22 protein-coding genes and 1 riboswitch are annotated in these 24,461 nt (G+C 51.4%); of the genes, 9 read left to right on the forward strand and 13 right to left on the reverse strand.

Annotated features, from left to right (window positions below; translation table 11 throughout):
* Window positions 1–116: 116 nt before the first annotated feature.
* A complete protein-coding gene (locus BD749_RS08715) occupies window positions 117–1,508 on the forward strand; it encodes a sodium:proton antiporter (RefSeq protein ID WP_101444008.1) in 1,392 nt (463 codons plus the stop codon).
* Window positions 1,509–1,755: 247 nt separating this feature from the next.
* Window positions 1,756–3,261, forward strand: a complete 1,506-nt coding sequence (locus tag BD749_RS08720; RefSeq protein WP_101444009.1) for a potassium/proton antiporter — start codon at window positions 1,756–1,758, stop codon at window positions 3,259–3,261.
* A 40-nt stretch (window positions 3,262–3,301) separates the two neighbouring features.
* On the opposite strand, the gene BD749_RS08725 is transcribed toward BD749_RS08720, so the two are convergent.
* The 4 genes from BD749_RS08725 to BD749_RS08740 all read right to left on the reverse strand — a co-directional run bounded on the left by BD749_RS08725 (window position 3,302) and on the right by BD749_RS08740 (window position 7,454).
* Window positions 3,302–4,042 (reverse strand): hypothetical protein, encoded by a 741-nt coding sequence (locus tag BD749_RS08725; RefSeq protein WP_143741245.1) that lies wholly within the window; start codon window positions 4,040–4,042, stop codon window positions 3,302–3,304.
* 464 nt (window positions 4,043–4,506) lie between these two features.
* Entirely contained in the window at window positions 4,507–4,896 is a 390-nt protein-coding gene (locus BD749_RS08730) for a hypothetical protein (protein WP_101444011.1), read from the reverse strand.
* 36 nt (window positions 4,897–4,932) lie between these two features.
* A complete protein-coding gene (gene aroC / locus BD749_RS08735) occupies window positions 4,933–6,018 on the reverse strand; it encodes a chorismate synthase (protein ID WP_101444012.1) in 1,086 nt (361 codons plus the stop codon).
* On the reverse strand, window positions 6,015–7,454 hold the full coding sequence (locus BD749_RS08740) for a BatD family protein (protein ID WP_180336359.1): 1,440 nt from the start codon (window positions 7,452–7,454) through the stop codon (window positions 6,015–6,017). The genes aroC and BD749_RS08740 overlap by 4 nt, the downstream gene beginning before the upstream one ends.
* A 290-nt stretch (window positions 7,455–7,744) precedes the next feature.
* Here BD749_RS08740 and BD749_RS19590 point away from each other — a divergent pair, with 290 nt between their 5' ends.
* Window positions 7,745–7,936 carry a hypothetical protein gene (locus BD749_RS19590; RefSeq protein WP_101444014.1) on the forward strand — a complete coding sequence of 64 codons (192 nt, stop codon included), beginning with the start codon at window positions 7,745–7,747 and terminating at the stop codon, window positions 7,934–7,936.
* Here BD749_RS19590 and queG read toward each other — a convergent pair.
* Window positions 7,927–8,874: a tRNA epoxyqueuosine(34) reductase QueG gene (gene queG / locus BD749_RS08750; RefSeq protein ID WP_101444015.1), complete on the reverse strand. Its 948-nt coding sequence runs from the start codon at window positions 8,872–8,874 to the stop codon at window positions 7,927–7,929. The genes BD749_RS19590 and queG overlap by 10 nt on opposite strands.
* A gap of 268 nt (window positions 8,875–9,142) precedes the next feature.
* Here queG and BD749_RS08755 point away from each other — a divergent pair, with 268 nt between their 5' ends.
* Window positions 9,143–9,589 (forward strand): RidA family protein, encoded by a 447-nt coding sequence (locus BD749_RS08755; protein WP_180336360.1) that lies wholly within the window; start codon window positions 9,143–9,145, stop codon window positions 9,587–9,589.
* Window positions 9,590–9,672: 83 nt separating this feature from the next.
* Here BD749_RS08755 and ruvB read toward each other — a convergent pair whose 3' ends face one another.
* The 8 genes from ruvB to pnuC form a co-directional block, all read right to left on the reverse strand.
* Window positions 9,673–10,716: a Holliday junction branch migration DNA helicase RuvB gene (gene ruvB / locus BD749_RS08760; RefSeq protein WP_101444017.1), complete on the reverse strand. Its 1,044-nt coding sequence runs from the start codon at window positions 10,714–10,716 to the stop codon at window positions 9,673–9,675.
* A gap of 215 nt (window positions 10,717–10,931) precedes the next feature.
* Window positions 10,932–12,110: an acyl-CoA dehydrogenase family protein gene (locus BD749_RS08765; RefSeq protein ID WP_101444018.1), complete on the reverse strand. Its 1,179-nt coding sequence runs from the start codon at window positions 12,108–12,110 to the stop codon at window positions 10,932–10,934.
* A 185-nt stretch (window positions 12,111–12,295) separates the two neighbouring features.
* Window positions 12,296–14,770, reverse strand: a complete 2,475-nt coding sequence (locus BD749_RS08770; RefSeq protein WP_101444019.1) for a TonB-dependent receptor — start codon at window positions 14,768–14,770, stop codon at window positions 12,296–12,298.
* A 62-nt stretch (window positions 14,771–14,832) separates the two neighbouring features.
* Window positions 14,833–14,931, reverse strand: a riboswitch (TPP riboswitch).
* Between the two features lie 555 nt (window positions 14,932–15,486).
* The gene (locus BD749_RS08780; RefSeq protein ID WP_101444020.1) at window positions 15,487–16,362 is read right to left on the reverse strand and encodes an aldose 1-epimerase family protein; all 876 of its coding nucleotides are present in this window, start codon (window positions 16,360–16,362) and stop codon (window positions 15,487–15,489) included.
* A gap of 14 nt (window positions 16,363–16,376) precedes the next feature.
* A complete protein-coding gene (locus BD749_RS08785; RefSeq protein ID WP_101444021.1) occupies window positions 16,377–16,898 on the reverse strand; it encodes an AAA family ATPase in 522 nt (173 codons plus the stop codon).
* Between the two features lie 117 nt (window positions 16,899–17,015).
* The gene (locus tag BD749_RS08790; RefSeq protein ID WP_101444022.1) at window positions 17,016–17,972 is read right to left on the reverse strand and encodes a hypothetical protein; all 957 of its coding nucleotides are present in this window, start codon (window positions 17,970–17,972) and stop codon (window positions 17,016–17,018) included.
* Window positions 17,973–18,351: 379 nt separating this feature from the next.
* Window positions 18,352–18,528, reverse strand: a complete 177-nt coding sequence (locus BD749_RS19370) for a hypothetical protein (protein WP_180336361.1) — start codon at window positions 18,526–18,528, stop codon at window positions 18,352–18,354.
* Window positions 18,529–18,674: 146 nt separating this feature from the next.
* Window positions 18,675–19,298, reverse strand: coding sequence for a nicotinamide riboside transporter PnuC (gene pnuC / locus BD749_RS08795; protein WP_101444023.1), 624 nt, complete (start codon window positions 19,296–19,298; stop codon window positions 18,675–18,677).
* Window positions 19,299–19,306: 8 nt separating this feature from the next.
* Between pnuC and BD749_RS08800 the strand changes: the two genes are divergently transcribed.
* The 5 genes from BD749_RS08800 (at window position 19,307) to BD749_RS08820 (ending at window position 24,443) form a co-directional block, all read left to right on the forward strand.
* Window positions 19,307–19,720, forward strand: a complete 414-nt coding sequence (locus tag BD749_RS08800; protein WP_245868951.1) for a rhodanese-like domain-containing protein — start codon at window positions 19,307–19,309, stop codon at window positions 19,718–19,720.
* 213 nt (window positions 19,721–19,933) lie between these two features.
* Window positions 19,934–21,403 (forward strand): IMP dehydrogenase, encoded by a 1,470-nt coding sequence (guaB, locus tag BD749_RS08805; RefSeq protein WP_101444024.1) that lies wholly within the window; start codon window positions 19,934–19,936, stop codon window positions 21,401–21,403.
* A gap of 203 nt (window positions 21,404–21,606) precedes the next feature.
* The gene (locus tag BD749_RS08810) at window positions 21,607–23,682 is read left to right on the forward strand and encodes a GAF domain-containing SpoIIE family protein phosphatase (RefSeq protein ID WP_245868952.1); all 2,076 of its coding nucleotides are present in this window, start codon (window positions 21,607–21,609) and stop codon (window positions 23,680–23,682) included.
* Window positions 23,683–23,701: 19 nt separating this feature from the next.
* Window positions 23,702–24,040: an STAS domain-containing protein gene (locus tag BD749_RS08815; RefSeq protein ID WP_040574303.1), complete on the forward strand. Its 339-nt coding sequence runs from the start codon at window positions 23,702–23,704 to the stop codon at window positions 24,038–24,040.
* On the forward strand, window positions 24,033–24,443 hold the full coding sequence (locus tag BD749_RS08820) for an ATP-binding protein (RefSeq protein WP_101444026.1): 411 nt from the start codon (window positions 24,033–24,035) through the stop codon (window positions 24,441–24,443). Before BD749_RS08815 ends, BD749_RS08820 begins: the two co-directional genes overlap by 8 nt.
* Window positions 24,444–24,461 lie beyond the last annotated feature (18 nt).

Here is a 24,461-nt window from a genome sequence, read left to right on the forward strand (position 1 = left end):
GAAAAGTCGCCGATTAGCAGTGTCTATACAACAATTAGGTTAGCTATTTAGCCCAGAAAATGTAACTTTGTAACGCAGTTAAATTTTTGTCCTGACTCTAATCCCGCACATTTAACATGCTTTACAACTACATTTTGCTGGCGCAAGCTCAGCAGGCCATTCCTGGCTTTTTGATTATTCCATTCCTGCTTCTTATCGGACTTATTGCCAGTGGCCCCATTTTCTTCGGGCACTTCTGGGAGCATAATTATAAGAAAATAGCAGTTATACTTGGTCTCACCGTACTGGCTTACTATCTGTTTGTATTGGGCGATGTGCACATGCCTGCCCACACCCTTGCAGAGTACTTTACCTTTGCCGTTCTGCTCAGTTCGCTCTACATAGCGGCGGGCGGTATCTACCTAAACGTAAATGCTAAAGCTACCCCGCTCATAAACGTTGCTTTGGTGGCTGTTGGCGCTGTTTTGGCTAACTTTATCGGTACCACAGGCGCTTCCCTGCTTCTGATTCGTCCGTTCATGCGCCTGAACGCGCACCGTTTGCAGCCTTACCAGATCATATTCTTCATCTTTATTGTGAGTAACGCAGGTGGCCTGCTGACACCGCTCGGCGATCCGCCGCTGTTCATCGGTTTCATCAAAGGAGTACCGTTCTTCTGGACGCTGCAGCACCTCTTCATTCCATGGCTATTGTCAATTGCGCTCCTGTGCCTACTCTTCTTCTTTGTAGACAGCCGCAACAAAGGCAATGAAATTGTAGCTGAGCTTGAGCCGGCACAGCCAAGCACGGGCAAAACAGAGTTCAGTTTTAGTGGCCGCCGCAACCTGTTCTGGCTGGCGATCATCATCGGTGCCGTGTTCCTCGACCCGAACGTGATTGATGCACTGCCACACATTTACTACGATGGAAACAAGTTCTCTTATATCCGCGAGATCATTCAGCTGAGTGCCGCTTTTATGTGCTACCGCTTTTCGAGCAAAGAAGCCCTGGCAGGTAACCAGTTCAACTTCCACCCGATTCTGGAAGTAGTGTTCCTGTTCTTCGGTATATTCTTCACCATGATGCCAGCCCTGCAGCTGTCTGCCGAAATCGCCTCTTCTCCTGCATACGCTAACTACATCACGCCAAACTTCCTGTACTGGGCTACAGGTTCGCTTTCCGGCTTCCTGGACAATGCACCAACTTATGCTAACTTCCTGTCGCTGGCCATGGCCAAGTTTGACCTGGCGCAAAGCAATGTGGAGGATGTGAGACAATTCGCTGCCGGAACTTCGGCCGCAGGTATGGAGACCCTGATACAACTCGAAGCCATCTCACTGGCAGCTGTATTGTTTGGTGCCTTTACTTACATCGGTAACGGACCGAACTTTATGGTGAAGGCGATCGCCGAGAGTGCCGGTGTAAGAATGCCTTCTTTCTTTGGTTACATTCTGCGTTACTCTATCCCGTTCCTGTTGCCGATCTTCCTGTTGATCTGGTTCCTGGTCGTGCACCTGAGATTATTCTAATCCGAGTATATGCTATTCATAAAAGAGCCGCCCTTTACTGCAAGGAGCGGCTCTTTTTGTTTATCAACTATACTACAACTTTCCTTATAAATGACCCAACCCTCAGTCACAACATAAAGAATTCAGCTGTCAAAATACTCCGAAAAGCATTTTAGCGACCACTAAAAGCGGCTTTTTCGTTATATTTGTTTAGTCCCAAAATCAGGTAGCTTACTCTTGCCTGCTTAATTACCGATAACCCAAGCGTATGGAGAATATAAATGTCGAACTGATATTATTTGCTATTGCCATCCTGTTTTTCCTGAGTATTATGGCTGGGAAGGCGGGGCACAAGTTTGGAGTACCAGCCTTATTGCTGTTCCTGTCAGTAGGTATGCTCTCGGGTAGCGATGGCCTGGGCATTCAGTTCGAGAATATCCAGCTTGCACAAATCATCGGCACGGTAGCCCTGTGTATCATTCTGTTCTCGGGCGGTATGGACACCAAAATTGCCGATATACGACCGGTAATGGCGCAAGGGGTGGTTTTGGCAACCATAGGCGTGTTTCTCACCGCCGTGCTGACGGGTTTCGCTATCTGGTGGATCCTGGGCATGACAATGGCATCTGCAGGTATAGGCCTCACCACTTCACTGCTACTGGCGGCCACCATGTCCTCCACCGACTCTGCCTCCGTTTTCTCCATCCTCCGCTCCAAGAGCCTGAATCTCAAAAACAATCTACGCCCCATGCTGGAGCTGGAAAGCGGCAGTAACGACCCCATGGCCTATATCCTGACCATCACGCTCATTGAGATTGTTCTGATAGAAAGCGGCGTGAATTACTGGGCTGCAGCCGGTATGTTAGTGGTGCAGCTTGTGGTTGGCGGGGTGGCTGGCTATGTAATGGGGCGCCTGGCCGTGCGCTTGATTAACAACGTTGACATTGATAACAGCTCGCTATACCCTATCTTGGTTTTCACTGTCTGCATCTTCATCTTCTCAGCCACTTATTTCATCAAAGGCAACGGCTTTTTGGCAGTATACATCGGGGGCCTGGTTATCGGTAACTCCAAATTTGTGCACAAGCGCTCTTCGCTCAACTTTTTTGATGGCATGGCCTGGATGAGCCAACTGCTCATGTTTCTTACGCTAGGTCTGCTGGTGAACCCGCACGAACTGGTGCCCATTATCATACCTGGCCTCATCATTAGTTTCCTGATGATCTTCATAACCCGCCCGATCAGTGTTTTCCTGTGCCTGCTGCCCTTTCGCAACATGGGCATGAAAGACAAAACGTTTATATCATGGGTGGGCCTGCGGGGAGCAGTGCCGATTATCTTTGCCATCCTGCCACTGGCCGCAGATGTACCGCATGCACGCCTGATGTTCAACATCGTGTTCTTCTGTACGCTGGTTTCGCTGGTGGTGCAGGGCACCTCGCTCTCGCAGGTGGCTGTTTGGCTGGGCTTGGCCGAGAAGCCGCGCGAGCTTCAGAAACTGAAAGATTTCGATATCGAGTTTTCTGACGAGATCAAGTCTATCACCACAGAAATCAACATTACGGAACAGATGCTGATAAACGGCAATCACCTGATGGATTTGCCCCTGCCAGACAAAACCCTAGCTGTAATGGTAAAGCGCGACGAGAAGTACTTTGTACCGAAAGGCAAAACCGTGCTGCAGGAAGACGATAAACTACTCATCATCACAGATGACCTGGAGGCCCTGATGCAGAACATGCAAAACCTGGGCAGCGCTACCAAGGCGCAATAGCAAAGTAATGCGTAGTGCTCCTGCACCACTCCGTTTCCCGTTATGCATACTGCAATAGCTCGTTCACTTCAAAGACAGCTGTCGCCGGCACAGGCGCACTGATGGCGAGTTCGGCCGCGATGGAGCGTGGAGCCAAGCCGTTGGCAGCATCCAGCAAGTTATCCAGCATCAGCTTGGCCAGGTCGTATACCTGCGCCTCTGCTGCATCCGCAATACGCACACTGCAGGTAATTAGCACCGGAACGCCCAACCGTTTAAGGAGCGGGAAATACTTATAGCGCTTATTAGCCAAAGCAGCACGCAAGGCGCGGCCACCGTAGAACTCCAACAGATCCTGGCTATCGTATTGCTGCGTCTGCAGCTCCGTCAGGTATACCCATACCAGCCCGCGCTGGTTTTCAAAGGCTTCGCTCCTCACAAATTGATTTAACTCTTTCTGTGCCTCCTTGCCGCTATCAGATGATGGCAGTGCGGCGACAACTTCTGAAAGAGCTGTCGCCAGGGTTTGGTCGCTCAGTGGTAACAGCCCTGTCCGAAGAACTATCTCAGGCATTGGTAGCTTTGTGGCATGATACGCTTTGATGGAATAACGTCGCAGTATGGTTGCCAAGTGCTGCTGGGTCTGCACATAGATCGAGTCAGGTATAGTAGAAAGCCAACTCTTGCCCTCCAGGTTTTTTGCCAGCTCCAATTCCCGCTCCTGGCTAATGCGGGCCATGTCGGGGGCCACAAAATCCATTACTTCCTGCGGCCAGGTAGATTTATCTTCTAATATGATCAAGGTTGAATCGTTACTCATTTTAACAAGAAAATTAAGAACTGTAATAAGGTAGTTGTCTGGCTACCGAACAGTAGGCAGACCAGCAGGTATTGCAGCATAGAACAATTGTATTCACTTCTGCCTGTAGCCAAATCTTATTGCTCGTACCTGTTGCGACTGCGGCCATCGCCCGGTTCAGGGATGCCATCAGTTGCCAAAGGGAACAATATGCTGGTAAGGCTCAGCAGTAGTCTGGGTTCCCTATGACTTCCTGGAGACAGAAAGCCAGGCGAACACGAACGAGCCCTAAGCAGACCCGCAGGACTTGAAGAGAATAATCCGGTAAAATTGATGGTTTGTGAAAGCCGCACGGGCAGCATCTGCTAAGGCTGCAGCTTACCTGCAGAGACTGTGCCCAGAAGGTTGAACAGTTTCCTCTTCGATTAGCAAACGCGTATGCTGTGCACGAACTATGGGAGAACCTGCTAAGGGGCCTGAGGTTGAATGGAGCGGTAAAAATACTTGATGAAGCAGCCTCTGCCGGAAGCTCTCCCCGCGTAAGGTGGAATGACCTCGTCGCTGGGAACAAGGAATGTAAAATGCTTTAGGGTTGTTCCGGCTTTCTGAAGTCCGTAGAAAAGGCCGGAGGGCGGGGTTGCATCCTGAGAAAGGCGCTGTTTCCCCTGCGTAAGGATATGCCCCACCTCGTCTGGCAATACAGTGGCAGATTCGGATGTGAGGGAGGTATTGTAAACAGCACCACAGGCCGCCGCCGCATGCCCCTGACCCGCCAAAGCTACGAGCAACACGAAGGCCAACAGCAAAGGCCTGATATGACTGGATATGTTTACGCCACTTAGTATCACTATGAACAAATATACACAATTCAGGCTAAAGAGGCATCATTTGTTTCAGAATACCAGTCTATTAGCGCGTTGCCGTAGCAGAAAATCGGCCAGCACGAGCGCAGCCATGGCATCTACAATGGGCACGGCCCGAGGCAACACGCAAGGGTCATGACGGCCCTTGCCTTGCAGGGTAATCTCATCGCCGGCGTCGTTGATGGTCTGTTGGGGCTTCAGGATGGTCGCGACAGGCTTGAAAGCGACATTGAAGTAGATATCCTGCCCGTTGCTGATGCCGCCCTGTATACCGCCGGAGTGGTTAGTGCGGGTGCGCACATTTCCGTTTTCATCGGTATAGAACTGGTCGTTGTGCTCCGAGCCGCGCAGCTTCACACCCTCAAAGCCGCTGCCATACTCAAAGCCCTTCACGGCATTGATGCTCAGCATCGCCTTGCCCAGCTCAGCGTGCAGTTTGTCAAACACCGGCTCTCCCAAGCCTACCGGCACGCCTTGCACGACACAGCTCACCACACCGCCAATGGTATCGAGGCTATCGCGGGCGTCTTCTATCAGGCCGATCATACGGGCGGCAGTTTTACCATCGGGGCAGCGCACTTTGTTGGCATCAATCTGAGTCAGGTTGAGGCGGGTGTAGGGCTTGCGCACCTTGATACTTCCCACCTGCGAAACGTAAGAGCGCACTGTGATGCCGTAGTGCTGCAAGAGTTTGGCCGCCAGAGCACCTGCCGCTACACGGGCAACTGTTTCGCGGGCTGAGCTACGGCCACCGCCCCGGTGGTCGCGCAGGCCGTACTTGGAAGTATAGGTATAGTCGGCATGCGACGGACGGAAAGCCTGCGCCACATGCGAGTAGTCGTGGCTTGCCTGGTCTTTGTTGCCCACTACCATGGCAATGGGCGTACCGGTGGTTCTGCCCTCAAACACACCCGATAGGATGGTCACTTTGTCTTCTTCCTTGCGGGGCGTGGTGATGTCGGACTGGCCGGGGCGGCGACGATCAAGCGCAGCCTGTATCTCTTCGGTGGTGATCTCCAGACCTGCCGGACAGCCATCCACAATTACGCCCACAGCCGGACCATGCGATTCGCCGAAGGTGCTTATTTTGAAAATCTTACCGTATGTGTTGCTCATTTGATTTTGCGGTTTTTTAAGAATATAAACCCTGACAAAGCCAGAAGTACCAGCAGGATGATATTGGTATAGCGCTTAATGGCTTCGTTCTGGTAAATACTCACCAAGGTATGGTCTTCGTTTTCCATGATCTTATAAAAAGGTCCCAGGTCGCGGGCCAGCACCATGTTGTCGGCATCGGCTATACCTGTTACCGTCACGCTCAGATTGGATTTCAGGGTATCGTAAGTGGCCGTCACCGGGTTGAAATAAATCCACTGAAAATCGTTGGCCAGGATATAAGTGCCCGGTACGCGGCCCAGCACCGAATAGGTAAAGCGCTTTATGCCCTGCACGTGGCCGGCACGCAGCGTGATGTCCTGTTGCAGATCGGGCGGGTAAAAGTCGAGCGTGCCGGTTGTGGTCGGGCTCGGAGGCATGATGGCCGCCAGGTTGCCCTCTCCTTCCAGCTCAAACACGTAGCTAAAGCTTTTGTTCAGCGGCACCGATTTGCTGGAAAGCCCCTCCCGCAAGGTATACTCCCCAACCGGCACCACGTCGCGCAGGGGATGTGGCGGCAGCTCTTTGACAGGTATGATGCGCTCACGGGCAAAGAAAGTTTTGTAGCCCTCCAGCCGATCTTCGAGCAGCGTTGGATTAACGGCCACTTTGTATTTAAGCATGCGCAGCGAGAGTTTCGGGAAGCGTAAGGGCTCCGTGGTAAGCGGGTAAAGCACGGCTTCGTACAACCTGAAACGCAGGTATGGCTTGCCCTGCACCTCCACCTGCTCCGGAGTCACTTCATCAATTTCAAAGACCTCCTCCCAGGCATTGGGCTGCTTGAGCTGGCGTAGTATACCTGTTATCTGGTTTCCAAAATCATGAAAATCGAGCAGGCGCTGATCCTCTTCAGCCAGGTAAAAGTATAGCACGATGTTCAGCCCTTCGCCTACGTATACCTCCTTTTTGTCGGTGTAAAGTGTCAGAAAGGCGTTATCTTCCTGGTCCACGTACTCCTGCGGCTGCTCTTCGCTCTGTTCGGGTTGCTGCGGTATCACCAGGTCAGGGCCTTGCGGGCTCACGGCAGCCATCGGGCCCACTCTTATTTTCATGCCAGCCGACTGCAGGATCTGCCCGTTCACGGTCATGCTGAAGGGCTTTACCTCGTAGTCTCCTTCTGCCAGGGCCGCATAATTCTGCGTGATGGTCAGCACAGTGGTGGTTTTACCGCCGGCTATCACCGTTTTGGTAGAGGAAAAGCGATTACTCTTTTTGAATCCTTCGATCTCCGGGAAAGGAGAATAGTCTTTGAGTTGCTGGTCCTGCAACCTGATCGACACAGTGAAGTAGGTGTTGATCGGAAGCGGGCTTTTGCCTAACTCAATACGCGCCTGCTGCCCAAAAGCGGGCACCAATACCAACAGGTATAACAGGGCAAGTAGGAAACTCAGTCGCATAATCGAGGGCATAATAGCAAATTTACAAATTCTTGTCGCTATACCCCGGAATATTATAGTCCAATTGCTGCGAAATAACTGAATTTCTTTCCGCCGCTTTATTCGTGTTTTCTGCAAAATAGAGGGCTGTTTCTGCCGTTCTCCTATTAACTGACATCCTCAAAACAGGCAAACATTGTCATTCAGAATCAACTGATTAACTAAAAATCTTACAAATCAATCAAAACTGAATCAACTTTTTAAACTGGTTTCGTATATCAGACTATATTACCGAAATACCTTAAAATAAAATGTTGGAGTACGTTAAAATGATCTTGTTGAAGGTAAGCTTCGACAAAAAGCTGTTTGAAAAAGAACTGCGAAAAGCCTTTAAAGTGCTGATCCCGGAAGAGCTCAAACAACTGAAACAATGGTGCTATGAAAAATTTTCGGAGATATACCTTTATGTGCTAAATAAGGTCTTCTCCAGAGCTCAGGTTTGAGTGTCGGGGCTTTGCTCAACAAAACGGATATTGCGCAGTAGACCATTGTAGCCTGTTCGTTTCACAGCTGATTTCTTGAACAGCTGCGCAAAGACCTCTTGTGTAATTTCCTCCCAATCGTTTTTTTTCATTTCTTTCAATTGAGGGTGCGGCGCAAAGGCTGGCTCCTGGTGTGGCTTGCTGAAACGGTTCCAGGGGCATACATCCTGGCAGATGTCGCAGCCGAAGATCCAATTGCCAAACCTCCCGTTCATCTCCTGCGGCAGCTGGTCCTTCAGCTCAATGGTGAAGTATGAGATGCACTTGCTGCCATCCACAACGTAGGGCGCCACAATGGCATCCGTTGGGCAGGCATCCAGGCAACGGGTACAGGAACCGCAGTAGTCTTTGATCGGTCCGTCATATTCCAGGTCCAGGTCGATGATCAGCTCGGCGATGAAGTAAAAACTACCGACCTGCGGCGTGATGAGGTTGGAGTTTTTGCCGACCCAGCCCAATCCGCCCTTTTTGGCCCAGGCCTTGTCGAGTACTGGGGCAGAGTCTACGAAGCAGCGGCCGCCTACCTCCCCTACCTCCCCGTTGATATAATTGAGCAGCGTCTTCAGCTTGTCTTTGATCACAAAATGGTAGTCGGTGCCGTAAGCGTATTTCGATACTTTGTACGTTCCTGCTTCTGGCTGCTGGGCTTCCTTCTCGGGGTAATAGTTGAGCAGCAGCGACACCACCGATTTGGCGCCCTCCACCAGCAGACGCGGGTCCAGGCGCTTGTCGAAATGGTTTTCCATGTAGTGCATTTGCCCGTGCATGTTCTGCTTCAGCCAGTTCTCCAGGCGCGGAGCCTCCTCTTCCAGAAAATCAGCCTTGGAAATGCCGCAATACATGAAGCCCAGTTCCTGCGCTTTCTGCTTGATCAGGTATGTGTAATGTGCTTTGTTCAAAATAAAGGTGCTGCTCAGGTATAGCTATACCTTGGAGAGAACAAATTTACATAGAAATAAATCCGATTCGCACCTTTGTTTCCCAAGGCAGCGCGCCGCTACCCTATCCGTATACCTTGGATCGTTCAGTTCCGGACACAGTTGTCCTATTTTAGAGCATGTTACAGCGCCTGTTATACCTTTAATCGGCTTCATATCCTGAATGGGGGCACTTCGCAGATTTGGCACATTTATAGGTATAGCTATACTTGATCTTAACTTATCAACTATGAAAAATATCTTACTTCTATTGATTGCCGCAGGCATTGGCTTTGCTTGCAATGCGCAGGCACAAGGGCAAAAACTGCAGAACGGGAAAGTCTTTCACCTGCATCCCAAGGGGGAACAAGAGTGGAACTATGCCCAGGCTTACCGGAGTAGCAACCTGCTATACCTGTCGGGCACGGTGGGCAAGGGCACCATGGACAACGCAATGGAGCGAGTTTACAAAACCATCGAGCTGACCCTGAAGCAGTACGGCCTTGACCTCACGCATGTGGTCAAAGAGAACCTGTACGCCACCGATATAGAGGCCGCCAAGAAAAGCCAGCCCATCCGCCGCAAGTACTATGGCACGCATACCCCGGCGGCCACCTGGGTGCAGGTGGCAAGGCTCTTTGAGGAAGACACCATTCTGGAGGTGGAGGTGATCGTGGAGATAGAGAAAACGGAGTAGCGTTAGGTATAGCTTTTTACTTCTGACACAAAACAAAACGGCAGGCCTTGGGCCTGCCGTTTTTAAATTATCACAAACAGTTTTTATTCAGATTGATCAAAAAGCCCACCGGCTACCACCTGTTGTGGCGGAATTTTGCCCAGATGACGGTAAGCTGCCTCTGTGGCTTCGCGGCCGCGGGAGGTACGCTTGATATAACCTTCCTGGATCAGGAACGGCTCGTATACCTCTTCGATCGTCTCAGACTCTTCGCCGCAGGCCGTCGCGATCGTCGACAAACCAACCGGGCCGCCTTTAAACTTCTCGATGATGGTGGTCAGGATGCGGTTGTCCATGTCGTCCAAACCATTGTGGTCCACATCCAGCGCATTCAGGGCGAAACGAGCGATCTCCACGTCGATGGTGCCGTTGCTTTTCACCTGCGCAAAGTCGCGGGTACGACGCAGCAGGTTGTTGGCGATACGCGGTGTACCACGGCTACGGCGGGCAATTTCGAAAGCAGCATCCTCGTGTATAGGCGCTCCCAACAAAGCTGACGAGCGCTTTACAATAGAAGTCAGAAGTTCAGCATCATAGTACTCCAAGCGTGAGTTGATGCTGAAACGGGCACGCAGTGGCGAAGTCAGCAAACCAGAACGGGTCGTGGCACCAATCAGCGTGAAGGGATTCAGACTGATCTGCACCGAGCGGGCATTCGGACCCGAGTCGAGCATGATGTCGATCTTGTAGTCCTCCATAGCCGAGTACAGGTACTCCTCCACAATCGGGTTGAGGCGGTGAATCTCGTCGATGAACAGTACATCGTTCGCATCGAGGTTCGTGAGCAAACCCGCCAGGTCGCTTGGCTTGTCGAGCACAGGGCCCGAGGTCATTTTAATGCCTGCGTCCAGTTCCGACGCAATGATGTGCGACAGCGTGGTTTTACCCAGGCCGGGAGGTCCGTGCAGGAGCACGTGGTCCAGGGCTTCGCCACGGCGCTTGGCTGCCTGCACAAATATTTTCAGGTTCTCCACCACTTTGGCCTGCCCCGTAAAGTCGGCAAAGCTTAGCGGACGAAGTGCCTTGTCAATGTCTTTTTCAACTGGCGACATGTAGTCGTTACTGCCAGTCAGATAATCTTCTCTCATAAAAATGCTCTCTTAAAAAGCCCTTTTCGCTATACCTAAAGGTAACAGTTTCGGTAATGCTTTCGCTCCATTTCTGCTGACGAATTTACTCATTTTTGCTAATTATTTTATAGTAATTTGCCAAAAATCTAATATGATTAGCAAAAAGGCAGCCACTCACGTGGCTGCCTTTCCATTTCTTTACCGTTATCCGATAAAAAGGCAACGGGAAACTATTACTTAAACGCTGGTATACCTGTGATATCAGCCCCGGTGATGAGCAGGTGGATGTCGTGCGTGCCTTCGTAGGTGATCACTGACTCCAGGTTCATCATGTGGCGCATGATCGGGTACTCGCCCGTGATGCCCATACCGCCATGTATCTGGCGTGCTTCGCGGGCGATATGCAAGGCCATGTCCACGTTATTGCGCTTCGCCATCGAGATTTGCTGCGTAGTGGCTTTGCCTTCATTCTTCAAGGTGCCCAGTCGCCAGGCCAATAGCTGTGCTTTGGTTATCTCGGTCAACATTTCGGCCAGCTTCTTTTGTGTGAGCTGGAACGCCCCGATCGGTTTGTCGAACTGGATGCGCTCCATGGCATACTTGCGGGCCGACTCATAGCAATCGATGGCTACACCGATGGCACCCCAGGCAATGCCATAACGGGCCGAGTCGAGGCAACCCAACGGACCGCGCAGACCTTCTACGTTTGGCAGTAGGTTTTCTTTTGGCACTTTTACGTTATCGAACACGAGTTCGCCGGTGCAGCTGGCACGCAGGCTCCATTTGTTGTGGATCTCCGGTGTGGAGAAGCCTTCCATGCCGCGCTCCACAATCAGACCTTTAATGCGACCCTGTTCGTTCTTGGCCCATACCACCGCCACCTGGCACTCCGGTGAGTTCGATATCCACATCTTGGCACCGTTAAGCAGGTAGTGGTCGCCCATGTCTTTGATGTTGGTCGTCATGCCGCCCGGGTTAGAGCCATGATCCGGTTCTGTCAGGCCAAAGCAACCCAGCCACTCACCGCTCGCCAGCTTCGGCAGGTATTTTTTGCGCTGCTCCTCCGAACCATAGGCATAAATCGGGTACATCACCAGCGAGCCCTGCACCGAGGCCGTAGAGCGCATGCCAGAATCACCGCGCTCGATCTCCTGCATGATGATGCCGTAGCTAATGTAGTCGAGGCCGCCGCCGCCATACTCGGTAGGTATAGTCGGACCAAAAGCACCCACATCGCCGAATTTCTTCACGATTTCAGACGGGAAGTGTGCATCCTGCGCCCATTGCTCAATGTTAGGAGAGATTTCCTTCTTTACAAAGTCGCGGATTGACTGGCGGATAAGTAGGTGCTCTTCGGTGAGCAGGTCGTCGATGTTATAGTAATCAGGGGCTCCTGATGATTCGTAGGCCATAGTTTTGTTTGTTTTAAGGAAAGGGTAATACGCAAATATAACAAGTTTTCTGAATCAGGGTTTGTTGGGTAGTTAATTTGCTACATGCTTGCATGGTTAGGCGGGTAAATGCCTTGTTTCATCCCTTCATCACAAAAAAAGCCCCACCGAATGGTAGGGCCTTTCCAAAAAAATCTCAATCTATGTTAAAATCTTAAACCCACCGAGGCCAGGAAGTTGCGGGTGGCCTGCGGGTAGTAGAAGTTTTCGGTTGTCACGTCCCCTCCCGCTTTGTAGCTGTAGGTATAGCCATTGGCGGCATAGCGTTCGTTGAAAAGGTTGTTAACCAGCAAGCCCAGCTCCAGGCCTTTCAGCACGCCTGTAAAACCAGTGGTATAGCGCAAGCGAAGGTCGCCCACCTGGTAGGCAGGTATAATGCGGCTCTCGTTCTGGGTATTGTCGAGGTACTGTTTGCTCACGGTTTTATAGACAAAGGCAGCCTTCAAACCTTTCAGCACTTCTACCTCCAGTTGCGTGGCCGACACAAAATCAGGCGAGAAAGCGATTGTGGATTCGGCGTAGGTGTTCATTACCTGGCCGCCTTCATCATAGTCGTCGATGTACTCCTCGAAGTTGCGCACTTTGTTCTGGCTGTAGCTCAGGTTGCTGCTCAGGCTGGCGAAACTACCCAGACGCAACGCTCCGGCCAATTCTATACCCTGGCGGTAGCTGCGGTCGATGTTGGTGCGGGTATAGGCGCCTACGTCGTTGATCTCGCCGGTGAGCACCAGCTGGTTTTTGTAGTTCATGTAAAAGTAGTTCGCCTCCAGGCTAGCACCCAGTTCACGCCCTGCCAGTTCGCCCAGGGCCAGCTGACTACGGTAGCCTGCCTCTATGTTGCGAAGCGTCTCAGGTTTTGGACGGCTATTAACGGTAGACTCTGTAAAGTCGCTCCGTACGGGTTCGCGGTTGCCGATGGCGTACGATGCGTATACCTGGTGCCCCGGCTTCACCTCGTAGCTTATACCTGCCTTGGGGTTGTAGAAAGTATAATCCACCTCCTGCTCCAGGTTCTCGAAGTTGTTGTCTATTCCTTCAAAGGTGTAGTTCACCGTCCGCACCTGCATGTCGCCAAACAGGCTTAGCTGGTCCGTCAGGCTGTAGGTCAACTTTCCGAAGATATTAAAGTCCGTTTTCACGGCGTTGTTGTCGTAGTAGCGGTCGCGGATATTGGAGGTGGAAGCGTAGCGTGCCCAGATCACCTCCCCGAAATGGTCGCCGTCATACCTGTTCCAGGCACCGCCTATGGTGGCGTTTAAACGTGACGACGGATTGTACTGCAGGGCGTAGGTGGCGCCGTAAAATCCGTTGTCGAGCCAGCGGCGGCGTATCAGGTCAGTTCGGCTGATCACCTGACTGCCAATCTCTACATTCGGTAAGCCGTAGTTCGACAGTCGGTCGTTGTTGCGGAACTGCTCGTAGTAGCCACGTCCGTAGGTATAGTGCAGTGCTCCAGAGAAGGTAAGCTCTGGCGAGAAGTCGTGCGAGAGGTGCAACTGGTAGTGGTCCTGCTGGTAATTGTCGGTTTCGTTGTCGTAGGTATAGTAGTTATACATGCGGCCGGCAGTACGCAGGTTCTCCAGGTCGCTACCCGTTATGCCGTTGCGGTCGATATAGGCCTGCAGGTCGGCGGCATTGCCGTACACCAGCGCTTCCGGTGTGCCGTACCAAGCCTGGTAAGTCTGTTCCTGACCCGAGAAGGTCACGAATTTCACGGTGGTTTTATCGCCGTAGTAGCCACCCGAGAAGTACATCGATTTCAGATCAGAGAAGGCACGGTCGATGTAGCCATCCGACTTGATACGCGACAGGCGTCCGTCGAAAGCAAACCTTCCATTGATCAGCCCGGTACCGAAGCGTACGTTGTTTTTCCAGGTGTTGAAAGAGCCGTAGCTGTTGTCGGTCTCAGCATAGGCCTCGCGGCGCACCTTTTGGGTCTGGATGTTGATGCTGGCCCCGAAGGCGCCTGCTCCGTTGGTGGACGTGCCCACCCCGCGCTGCACTTGCATGTCTTCCACGGAGGAGGCAAAGTCCGGCATGTTCACAAAGAAGGTACCGTGGCTTTCGGAGTCGTTTATCGGAATGCCGTTCACGGTTACGTTGATGCGTGTGATGTCGGAGCCACGAATGCGGATGCCGGTATAGCCCACGCCCGCACCGGCATCAGAGTTCACCACCACCGAAGGCGTCTGCTCCAGCAGGTAGGGCAGGTCCTGCCCAAAATTGCGCTCGGCTATTTCTTCGCGCGTTACATTGGTAAAGGTGGTGCCGGTGCGCTCGTTGGCACGCGTAGACGAAACCAGCACTTCGCCGGTGCTCACGCTGGCTGGCTGCAGTTCCAGGCGCACCTCTGTGTCGGCAGCTAGCTGTATTTGTCTGCTCAGCTGGGTATAGCCCAGGTAGCTAACCTGCAAGGTATAGCCGCCTGCTGGCAGGTCCTGAAATTGGAAACGGCCATCGGGGCCGGAGACGGTAACATGGCCGCTGCTGGTCAGGACGACGGTGGCTCCCGCCAGCGCCTCGTTTTTGGCAGCATCGGTAACGTAGCCGCTCAGCGTGTACTGAGCAAGCAACTGCAATGGCAATAGCACGACTGCCATCACAATCAGTAATTTTTTCATTGGTGTGTAAGAAAAGAATAAGATGAAACATACAGACCTGCCTGGGGCCGGCAGCCTGCTACATTGTTTCCCCGCGTTTTTCCCTTCGCCGGCATTACCCGGAATCAGGTTCAATGGGTATGATCTCAGCCCGTTGTTATAAGGCACCCCTAAACTGATGCAAAGGTATACCTGATTTTCTGTGAAAACAAAACCGGCCTATGTGAAATATGGCCAACCCACTGTATCAAGTAGTTAAGTACAATTTTATTTTAACAAAAGCCGATAACCACATGCGGGCAAACTACGTTGAAAACTATACAAGGCACATTTTCAAGCACCCGCTCACATCAAGTAGGAATTGCCAGGAAAATAGGCCGGCTGAACCAATTTTAGAGTTTAAGAAGAAATGTGATGATGATCAGCTTACTGTATACTTTAGCACTGCTAACGATACTGGCATATTACGCTTTCGCGCCACGCAAAAAGTTCAGGGGATCTTCCTCTACTGATAACGACGATGATGGAGGCGAGCCACTTGGCGACGATCTGCCAGATCTGGACCTGCCACCCGGCATATCATTGCCCATCAATGATTATGAACCGCAATATGACTTGAGACGCATCAAGGTTCCCAAGTTCCCAGAGCCTTCTCTGCAATGAAACACTGTGAAACCAAAAAGTCCCCTGCTCGACCATTCGGCAGGGGACTTTTTGGTTTAGAGGGGTTGCTCAAACTATAATATCTCCATCGTGAAGGTTCGCTCAAACACATGCTTGGGGCTCAACAGGTTGATACCCTCCTTTTTATCGATTTCGCCAGACTCTCCGTCGCGCCCCGCTATACCGCACCAGGGCTCGATACACACATAAGGCGATGGCCCCGGCTTTGCCCAAATGCCCAGGTATGGAAAGCCCTCGAAGGTCATTTCGATGCGGCGCTGGTTAGTGCGGCTGCCCAGTGAGAGTTTGTCTGAGTTCAGGCTTTTGAACACCAGCGCGTCTTTCTCAAAATAGCTGTGCTTGAGGGGCAGCACCCGCTCGTGCTCCAGCACTTTTTCGGTGTCGCCACTCTGCAGACCTCCATCGGTGAGCAGGTAACGGTGCAGGGTTTCTTCCTTTTCAAACTCAATAAAGTAGTCCTCGTAGCGCTCGCCGCCATAAAATGGCACATTAAAGCCCGGATGTCCTCCAATAGAAAAGTACATTCCTTTCTTATCTCGGTTGAGCACCTGGTTGGTGACCGAAAGCTTGTTGTTCTCGAGCTTGTAGGCGATCAGAAGCCTGAATTTGAATGGGTATACCTGTAAGGTCTCCTCGTCGTCTTCCAGCTCAAACACCAGCTTGTCTTCTTCCTCCTCTATCAGTTTAAACTCCTTGTGCCGGGCAAAACCATGGCGCTTCAAGGCAAAAATCTCGTCTTCGTAGGTATAGGTTCCTTCGGGCAACTCGCCCACGATCGGGAAAAGGTTGGGCGCGTGACTCCCCCAGATTTCCGGGTCGGCCTGCCAAATAAACTCCAGCCCCTCGTCGAGCTTAACAAAGTGCTGCAACTCGGCGCCTTTGCTCTCAACGCCCACTTTAAAGTTATAATTCTGCAAATAATATAGCATGGCCAGGTATAGGTTTAGGTGTGTTGTCGGAGCAACGCATCGACACGCCCGATCGCTTTTTCGAGCCGCGCTTCGTGCTGTCCGCTGATCTCCAGAAAAGGCACCCCGAGCGCCTCCAGTTCCCGCTTATACCAATCATAAAAAAACTGGCGCAAGTGCGGATGCTCCCGTTGCGGATCAGGCTCCCACGGCAAATCAACGCCCATGAGCAGGTAAAGGTTGTAGTCCTGCTGCTTTAGTTTTTGCAGCACCCAGTCGGGGCACATCCCGAAAGCGTGCTCGCTCCAGATCTTGATCACCAGCAGGTCGGTGTCGGAGAACAGAATGCGGTTTGCCTCTTGCTCAATTTGCTCCTCCAAGTCTAGTTGTCCCCGTGCGATTGTCTCCAAATCCTGCAAGGTATAGGGCCTGGCCAAGTCTTCGATGTAAGTGCGGGCGTACTCTGGCACCCACACTGTGTTGTAGTGCGCGGCCAACTGCTGCGACAGCGTGGATTTACCCGTGGACTCAGGCCCTGTAATGGCGACTTTCAGCATACAACAAAGGTATAGCAATTATGCTGAAAGTCACGACCGGAAGGTATACCACAAAAACAGCCACCCACAGGAAACCCCGCGGGTGGCTGTTTAGCTTGTCAGCTCAGGCTGCTGGTTTTATTCTTCGCAGTGGTTTTCGTCGATCCAGTCGCCAATGGTGCTCGCAGCCGTCTGCAGATCGCAGATGGATGACCCATCCGTGTAATAAGCTGCGATACAGGTATAAGCATTGCGCACCGACTCAGGAAGCATGGTGAAATAATCGGCCCAGGCAATGCCCTGCTCCATCGCACTCAGTACCAGGGCGCCTGCCTGGAATAGTGCTTTCGCTTCGGCTGTGGTGGCTGGCAATGTGTGCTTTCCTTTCTCTAACTTCTTGTTGCCAACGTAAATACACTCCACGCCGGCTGGCCAGTTTTTACCCATGTTGCCTTTGTTGAAGTAGCGTCCTTGCGAGAATGAGCACACCTCCACCGGGTTGCAATAGTCTTCGCAGGTTCCGATGGCGCCCCTGTTGCATTGTATCTCTCTTGGTCCACCGGTTTTTACCAGCACATTGGCTCCACTCAACAGGGTACCGTCGGTTAGTTTGAATGAGAAGGACGCTTTGTTGGCTTTCAGAATGTCATCGAGTTCGCCTTTCATCTCGAACTTCACAATACCGGTTTCCACAACGCCGGGTGCCGTGCAACTACCGTCAGAGTAACCCAGCACAAAGCCGTTGCCATACGCGTCAAGCTGCCCTGCCACATAGGTTTCACCAGCCACCGTAATTGTTGCATGGGTAATGCTGCCCTCAGCAAGGCATACAGGTTTCTCCTCGCAGTCCAGCAACTCCAGATTCAGATGGCTTAAACCATACGGGGCGCTACCGCCCTTTACTGTAAAGGACCAGGCATCGCCGTCATAGCTTAAGCAGCTCAAACCGAAGCCGCCCAGGGTTGCCTGGTATTCATTCAAGGATGTGCTGCTAAGCGAGGATGTGGGGTTTACATCATCGCTCTCCTTCCTACAAGCAACTGCCACGAAAGCAAACAGGAAAAACAGGAACGAGTACTTCAATAGTTTTTTCATACGATTTTAAGGGTTATAATTAATTATGGATTTTTCTCAGAGTAGGCAGCAGAAGCAACAGGATGTCCTGTTTAAGGAATTGACTTTGATCTTGCCTTATCTTTAAGTCACTTGCAGGTAGTTGTACGGAGGGGATATACTTATATATAATATATTAAATATTATTTTGTATTATATATAAATACAAGGGTGAATATTTACAATTCGGGGGTGAATGGATTTTAGTGGAGAGTTTAGGAATGTTGTGACTGAAGGACAACAATTATTTTGCATCATTCCCATATATAAAAATACTTCCACCTGTAGGTGCAATAAAAAAGGATGCATTATACCTAATGCATCCTTTTCAATACTGCCTGCCAGTTAAGACAGGTATCTCCTAATTCTCTGTGAAGCTATAATCGTAAAAATTATACACTTCTACCTCTTTGGGGTGCTTATCGCCGTGCTGGCGCAGCAACAGGCGCTTGGGGCTTTCGTCCGGAGACTCGTAGCCCCACTTCATACGGTTCTCGTACTTGAGTTCGTCTGGCAATTCAATCTTGCGGTTCATCATACATAGTGTCGTTGTAGCGTGGAACATAGGTACTCGCATACTTTGGCGCACTAAAATTCAACTATTGCCTCAGCTACACTCATGTACGGCACATATTGTGCCATGACTGAACACTATAGAAACATAAAACAGGATATTTTTGATAATTACTTTGTAACAGGAGCTAGAGCTTCCTTTTCCATATCCCGCTTCCAATCGAAATACCCTATGGTTGCCAGAATAAGGAAGATGAAGTATAAGAGCGCCGTCAGGTATAACTCTTTGTAGGTGAACACGCCTATGTAAACCACGTCCACGGCTAGCCATACCAGCCAGTTCTCCAGGCGCTTCTTGGCCATCATCCAGTAAGCCATCAAACTCACAGCGGTTGTGCCCGAATCGGTATACGACAGGTCGGCATCGGTATAATTGTCAAGGAAATAGCCCAAGCTGGCCGTGAAGGCCAACACCAGAGCAATCATGATCCAGAACTCCCGCTGCCCCACCCGGGTAACTTTGCGCTCGGTGTGTCCTTTGCCGCCATACAGCCATTCGTACCAACCATAAAAACTCGTGATGATATAGAAGGCATTCAACCCCATGTCGGCATAGAGGCGGGCATCGTAGAACACAAATACGTAAGCCGTTACGCTTACCACACTCACTGGCCAGGTCCAGATATTCTGGCGGGCCGCCAGCCAGACCCCGGCTATACCTGTGATCACCCCTATCACCTCGACCAGGCTCATGGCCTGCAGTGCCCCTGTTATGCTGTTGTAAAAATCTGTCATCTATACCTGTGCAAACCCATGGATTGGGCTATTTTGTTGCTAAGTTTGCAAATCGAAACCAAAACGCCAAAGTTAAAGGTATAGCACAAGCAGGAGAGCTTAAGATGGACGAGATCACAGCACAGGAATTGAAAGAACGACTTGGCCGCAGCGCTGCACTGCAGATCGTGGACGTGCGGGAGCCCTCTGAGTTTGAGATCTGCAACCTGGGAGGCGAACTTATACCCTTGGGGGAGTTACCAAAACAGGTCAACCGCATCCGCCGCGATATACCAGTGGTAATGGTCTGCCACCATGGGTTTCGCAGCGCACAGGCCATTAACTACCTCACCCAACGCCTCGGCTACGACAACCTGCTCAACCTCAAAGGCGGCATCCATGCCTGGGCCACGCAGGTAGACCCTACCATGCAGGTATACTAGGTATAGACTACTTATTTCTCTTAATTTTAGGAACGACTATACCTTTTCATATGCTTTTCTATACCTGAATTTCAGCGGTGTTTTCCCTCAAACTATACCGCAGGCAGGAATTTTATAGCATGTCGCGAATAATTTTCTCGTACCTCTTGCTAAATTATCCGGATTAATTTATGTAATTTTACGCGGCAAATAAGGACCCCTAAATTATTTGCCATGATCGCTGATCAATCCAAAATTGTTTTTGAGGCACTCACCTACGACGACGTGCTTCTGCTCCCGGCCTACTCCGAGGTGCTTCCCCACAACACTGATACTTCCTCACAGCTTACACGCAATATACGCATTAACATTCCGCTGCTTTCGGCCGCTATGGACACCGTGACCGAGGCTGAGCTGGCTATTGCCATGGCCCAGGAAGGCGGCATCGGCATCATCCACAAAAACATGTCGATCAAGAAGCAGGCCGAGCAGGTGCGCAAGGTGAAGCGCTCTGAGAGCGGCATGATTCTGGACCCGATCACGCTGCAGGAAGATGCCACGCTCGGCGATGCGGTGCGCATTATGTCTGAAAACAAAATCGGCGGTATACCTATTACAAACGGCCACGGCAAGCTGACAGGCATTCTGACGAACCGCGACCTGCGCTTCGAAAAAGACCTGACCCAACCTGTCAGGGCGGTGATGACAACCGAAAATCTGATCACAGCCGAAAAGGGCACGGACCTGGCCAAGGCCGAAGATATCCTGCAGCAGTACAAGATCGAGAAACTGCCTGTGGTAGATGGCGGGGGCAACCTGGTAGGCCTGATCACTTACAAAGACATCCTGAAAAAGAAAGACCGCCCGAACGCCTGCAAAGACGAGTACGGCCGTCTGCGCGTAGGTGCCGCCGTAGGCGTGACGCCTGACGTGATGGACCGCATCAAGGCACTGGTAGAAGCCGGTGTGGATGTGATCAGCGTGGACACGGCGCACGGCCACTCCAAAGGCGTGCTCGACGTGGTGCGTAAGATAAAAGAAAACTTCCCGACCCTGGAGGTGATTGCCGGTAACGTGGCCACTGCCGAGGGCGCCAAGGCCCTGGCCGATGCCGGTGCCGATGCCGTGAAAGTGGGCGTTGGCCCGGGCAGTATCTGCACCACCCGCGTGATTGCAGGTATAGGCGTTCCGCAGCTGTCGGCTGTGATGGAAGCGGCAAGAGGCCTGGAGGGTACTGGGGTGCCTGTGATTGCCGACGGTGGCATTAAGTTCTCGGGTGATATCGTGAAGGCACTGGCTGGTGGTGCGAGCACCGTGATGGTGGGCTCGCTGCTGGCAGGCACTGAAGAAGCACCGGGCGAGATGATCATCTACGAAGGACGTAAGTTTAAAACCTACCGTGGCATGGGTTCTATCGAGGCGATGGAAGACGGCTCGAAGGACCGCTACTTCCAGGGCAACGAAAAAGACAGCAAAAAACTGGTACCGGAAGGCATTGTGGGCCGTGTGGCTTACAAAGGCATGGTGGCAGAGGTGATCTACCAACTGGTGGGCGGCATCCGCGCAGGTATGGGTTACTGCGGCACCCCAACCATCACCGACCTGCAGGCTGCTAAAATGGTGAAAATAACAGGAGCTGGTCTGCGCGAGAGTCATCCGCACGATGTACAGATCATGCGGGAGGCTCCGAATTACAGCCGCTAATTATTTTGGTGCTATAAGGAAAGAAGAAGTAGGTTGGCTTTTGTTAACCTACTTCTTCTTTTTTACGTTATGCAAGTTGTTCTTTCAAAACTCACCTTGACAACTTGGCCAAAGAGCAAAAAATTTTCTTACCTTACAAACTAATAAAGTCTCGGGCAAGCCATTTTCTGTCGCCAATAAAACTAAGCACGGTTTTCCGTTTTATGCTTTATAGAACCAACGCAAAATCTCTGTTTATTACCTCCGCCCTGATCAGCTGGTCACTCCTGCTGGCCAATGTGCTGTTGGCGGCAGAGAGCATGCACCGGGGCAGCTCCAATGCGCTGAATCTGCCTTTTGTCAACAACTTCCTGATCGTTGTCTTCATTATTTCCGTTTTTGGTTTCCAACGCCTGAGCGCCGACAACCTGAAGGGAATCGATTTTATTGGCTACCTCTGGAACATTTTCGCCAAAGGAGGTATAGCAGCCTATCTAAGCATTGCCCTCTACATGGTATATCGGGTGGTCACCAACTACTCCAGCATGCAGTCGCCGTTGCTGCTGCATATGGTCTACCAGGTTAACTTCGGCTTGCTGGTGCTGTTCCTGGCAAAGGCCTTCTATGTGTGGCGGCAGCTGATCCTCTACCACAAGAACAAGTTTATCCAGATCGCCTGGGACTGGTACGAGATTTTGCTTTTCGCCACGCTGGTACTCACGTTACTCAACTTCAATTACAGCAGCCTGATCTTCCTGCCTTTGCTAGGACTGATCGGCCTGTATACCTTGTTCCTGTGCACCAACCTGAAGTGGGTCGCCTACCTTACTTTCAATAAAAAGGGCCGGTCACTCATCCTGTTGGTGGCTATCCTGTTGGCCTGCTATATTTTCGCCGACTTCTTCCATGGCTTTGCCGACAGTCCGCTGCTCGTTATCGACTACTCAGACGTGGGCTTTTTGCTCTTGGCCATGTTCTTTGTGGCACTCTATACCTTTGCGGCTTTCCTGGTAGCGCTTTTCAGCCTCCCCACTTCCAGCGTGTTTGAACAGAAGAGCGAAGACCTGCTCAACTTCCAACGCCTGAGCCAGTCGATACAGCAGGGCCAGAGTGAGAAGCAGGTATACGACATGCTCTTCGAGAGTACCGTGAAGGCCGCCGACGCCAGCGCAGCCTGGCTGGAGGTGTTTAAAGGAGAGAAAAAGGAGGAGGTAGAGCTCTGCCACCAGCTTACCATAGAAGAAGAGCAGATCAAGCGTATACGCCACCTGTTGCTGGCTTATAACATCCAGCACATCGACTACATCAACAACAACCTCGACCGTAACCCCGGCTTCCGGGACCTCACGCTGCCCTGGAAGTCGCTTATCATCCTGCCTATCAAGTCGAAGAAGCACCTGTTCGGGGTGCTATACCTGCTGAAGGATATTGAGCAGGGTTTCGACAGGGAGACCGTGAACGTACTGCGCACTTTCACCAACCAGACCATCCTCACGATTGAGAACCTGCGCCTGGTGCACGAGTCGCTGCAAAACGAGCGCTACAAAGAGGAGCTTAAAATTGCTTCGGTGGTGCAGGACAGCCTCATACCTAAAAAATTCCCGAGCGACAGCTGGTTCGAGATCTCTACCTACGCCAAAGCCGCCAAAGAAGTGGGGGGCGACTTTTACGACTTCCTGCAACTGAGTGAGTCGCGCATTGCCATCATTATCGGCGACGTGTCGGGCAAGGGTATTTCGGCGGCCTTCCACATGGCCCAGATGAAGGGCATTTTCCATGGCCTGATGCAGCAGGATATGCCGCCAAGCGAGTTCATGAAACAGGCCAACAGCGCCCTGAGCCGCTGCCTCGAGAAAACTTCTTTTATCACTTCTGCGCTATACATCATTGATTATCGCATGAAGGGCTTTATGTTTGCCCGCGCGGGCCACTGCCATACCTTGTATTACAACTCCATGATGGACGACACCTTCTATTTTCAGACGGATGGACTGGGACTTGGCATCATTCGTGATAAAAGTTATAACAATCACGTCCGGGAAATGTATTATGATTACAACCCGACCGATGTGATGGTGATTTACACGGATGGCATTGTAGAGGCCCGCAGCCCGACCAACGAGGAGTACGGAGAGGACAGGCTGCGCTATATGCTCACCCAGACCTACCACCTGGAGGCCGAGGATATAAAGTACGCCATTATAAACGATCTGCAGGATTTTACAGGTCCCACAGAAAACCTATACGATGACCAGACACTGCTCGTCATCAAGTTTAAGCCGACTCAACCTAGTGAATAATTACACGTAAAGGATGCCGATGAAAATTACTAACCAAATCAAAGACACAACGATCATCATCACCCTGGATGGTGAACTGGACGCAAGCTCATCTGTCATGCTCGATGAAGCGCTTTCCGACCCCGAGATCATGACCTACAGCAAGATCCTGGTAGACTGCAAAGACCTGAACTACATCTCGTCTGCCGGCCTCGGGGTATTCATTTCGCACCTGCAGCGTTTTGAAGATGCACAGATCAAACTCATTTTTTACAACATGCAGGACAAAGTGCGCAACGTGTTCGAAATCCTGGGCCTCGACCTGCTCATGACCATCGTTTCGGATTACGAGGAAGCCATGACCATTGCTGATGAATAATAAAATCACAGTAAGCTGTACTAAAAAAAATCTGAAGCAAATACGGGACTTCGTCACGGAGTATCTGGCAGCATACAGGCTGACAGATATCCTGATGAACCAGATCGTATTGGCTGTGGATGAGATATGCGCCAACCTCATCATCCATGCCAACCAGGAAGACCCGTCCAAAAACATTTCCCTCTCCATCACGGAGAAGGCAGGCATGCTCAAGTTCGAGATCGTCGACAACGGAGTGGCCTTCCGCCGCTCCGAGTACAAGGAGCCCAACATCGAAGAGCACATCCGGGTCGGCAAAAAAGGGGGCGTGGGCATCGCGCTGGTCAACCGGATCATGGATCGTGTGGAGTTTGAGTCGAACGCCAGGCAAAACACCTGCTTCCTGTACAAAAAAATTAAATAGGGCTGAACTGCACACTTT

Source organism: Pontibacter ramchanderi (assembly GCF_002846395.1).
Lineage (GTDB): Bacteria > Bacteroidota > Bacteroidia > Cytophagales > Hymenobacteraceae > Pontibacter > Pontibacter ramchanderi.

Excerpts from the sequence above, each read along its gene's own strand:
- BD749_RS08715 (WP_101444008.1), top strand. The coding sequence starts at position 117 with ATGCTTTACAACTACATTTTGCTGGCGCAAGCTCAGCAGGCCATTCCT.
- BD749_RS08720 (WP_101444009.1), top strand. The coding sequence starts at position 1,756 with ATGGAGAATATAAATGTCGAACTGATATTATTTGCTATTGCCATCCTG.
- aroC (WP_101444012.1), bottom strand. The coding sequence starts at position 6,018 with ATGAGCAACACATACGGTAAGATTTTCAAAATAAGCACCTTCGGCGAA.
- BD749_RS08740 (WP_180336359.1), bottom strand. The coding sequence starts at position 7,454 with ATGCGACTGAGTTTCCTACTTGCCCTGTTATACCTGTTGGTATTGGTG.
- BD749_RS19590 (WP_101444014.1), top strand. The coding sequence starts at position 7,745 with ATGTTGGAGTACGTTAAAATGATCTTGTTGAAGGTAAGCTTCGACAAA.
- BD749_RS08755 (WP_180336360.1), top strand. The coding sequence starts at position 9,143 with ATGAAAAATATCTTACTTCTATTGATTGCCGCAGGCATTGGCTTTGCT.
- ruvB (WP_101444017.1), bottom strand. The coding sequence starts at position 10,716 with ATGAGAGAAGATTATCTGACTGGCAGTAACGACTACATGTCGCCAGTT.
- BD749_RS08765 (WP_101444018.1), bottom strand. The coding sequence starts at position 12,110 with ATGGCCTACGAATCATCAGGAGCCCCTGATTACTATAACATCGACGAC.
- BD749_RS08770 (WP_101444019.1), bottom strand. The coding sequence starts at position 14,770 with ATGAAAAAATTACTGATTGTGATGGCAGTCGTGCTATTGCCATTGCAG.
- BD749_RS08780 (WP_101444020.1), bottom strand. The coding sequence starts at position 16,362 with ATGCTATATTATTTGCAGAATTATAACTTTAAAGTGGGCGTTGAGAGC.
- BD749_RS08785 (WP_101444021.1), bottom strand. The coding sequence starts at position 16,898 with ATGCTGAAAGTCGCCATTACAGGGCCTGAGTCCACGGGTAAATCCACG.
- BD749_RS08790 (WP_101444022.1), bottom strand. The coding sequence starts at position 17,972 with ATGAAAAAACTATTGAAGTACTCGTTCCTGTTTTTCCTGTTTGCTTTC.
- BD749_RS19370 (WP_180336361.1), bottom strand. The coding sequence starts at position 18,528 with ATGATGAACCGCAAGATTGAATTGCCAGACGAACTCAAGTACGAGAAC.
- pnuC (WP_101444023.1), bottom strand. The coding sequence starts at position 19,298 with ATGACAGATTTTTACAACAGCATAACAGGGGCACTGCAGGCCATGAGC.
- guaB (WP_101444024.1), top strand. The coding sequence starts at position 19,934 with ATGATCGCTGATCAATCCAAAATTGTTTTTGAGGCACTCACCTACGAC.
- BD749_RS08810 (WP_245868952.1), top strand. The coding sequence starts at position 21,607 with ATGCTTTATAGAACCAACGCAAAATCTCTGTTTATTACCTCCGCCCTG.
- BD749_RS08815 (WP_040574303.1), top strand. The coding sequence starts at position 23,702 with ATGAAAATTACTAACCAAATCAAAGACACAACGATCATCATCACCCTG.
- BD749_RS08820 (WP_101444026.1), top strand. The coding sequence starts at position 24,033 with ATGAATAATAAAATCACAGTAAGCTGTACTAAAAAAAATCTGAAGCAA.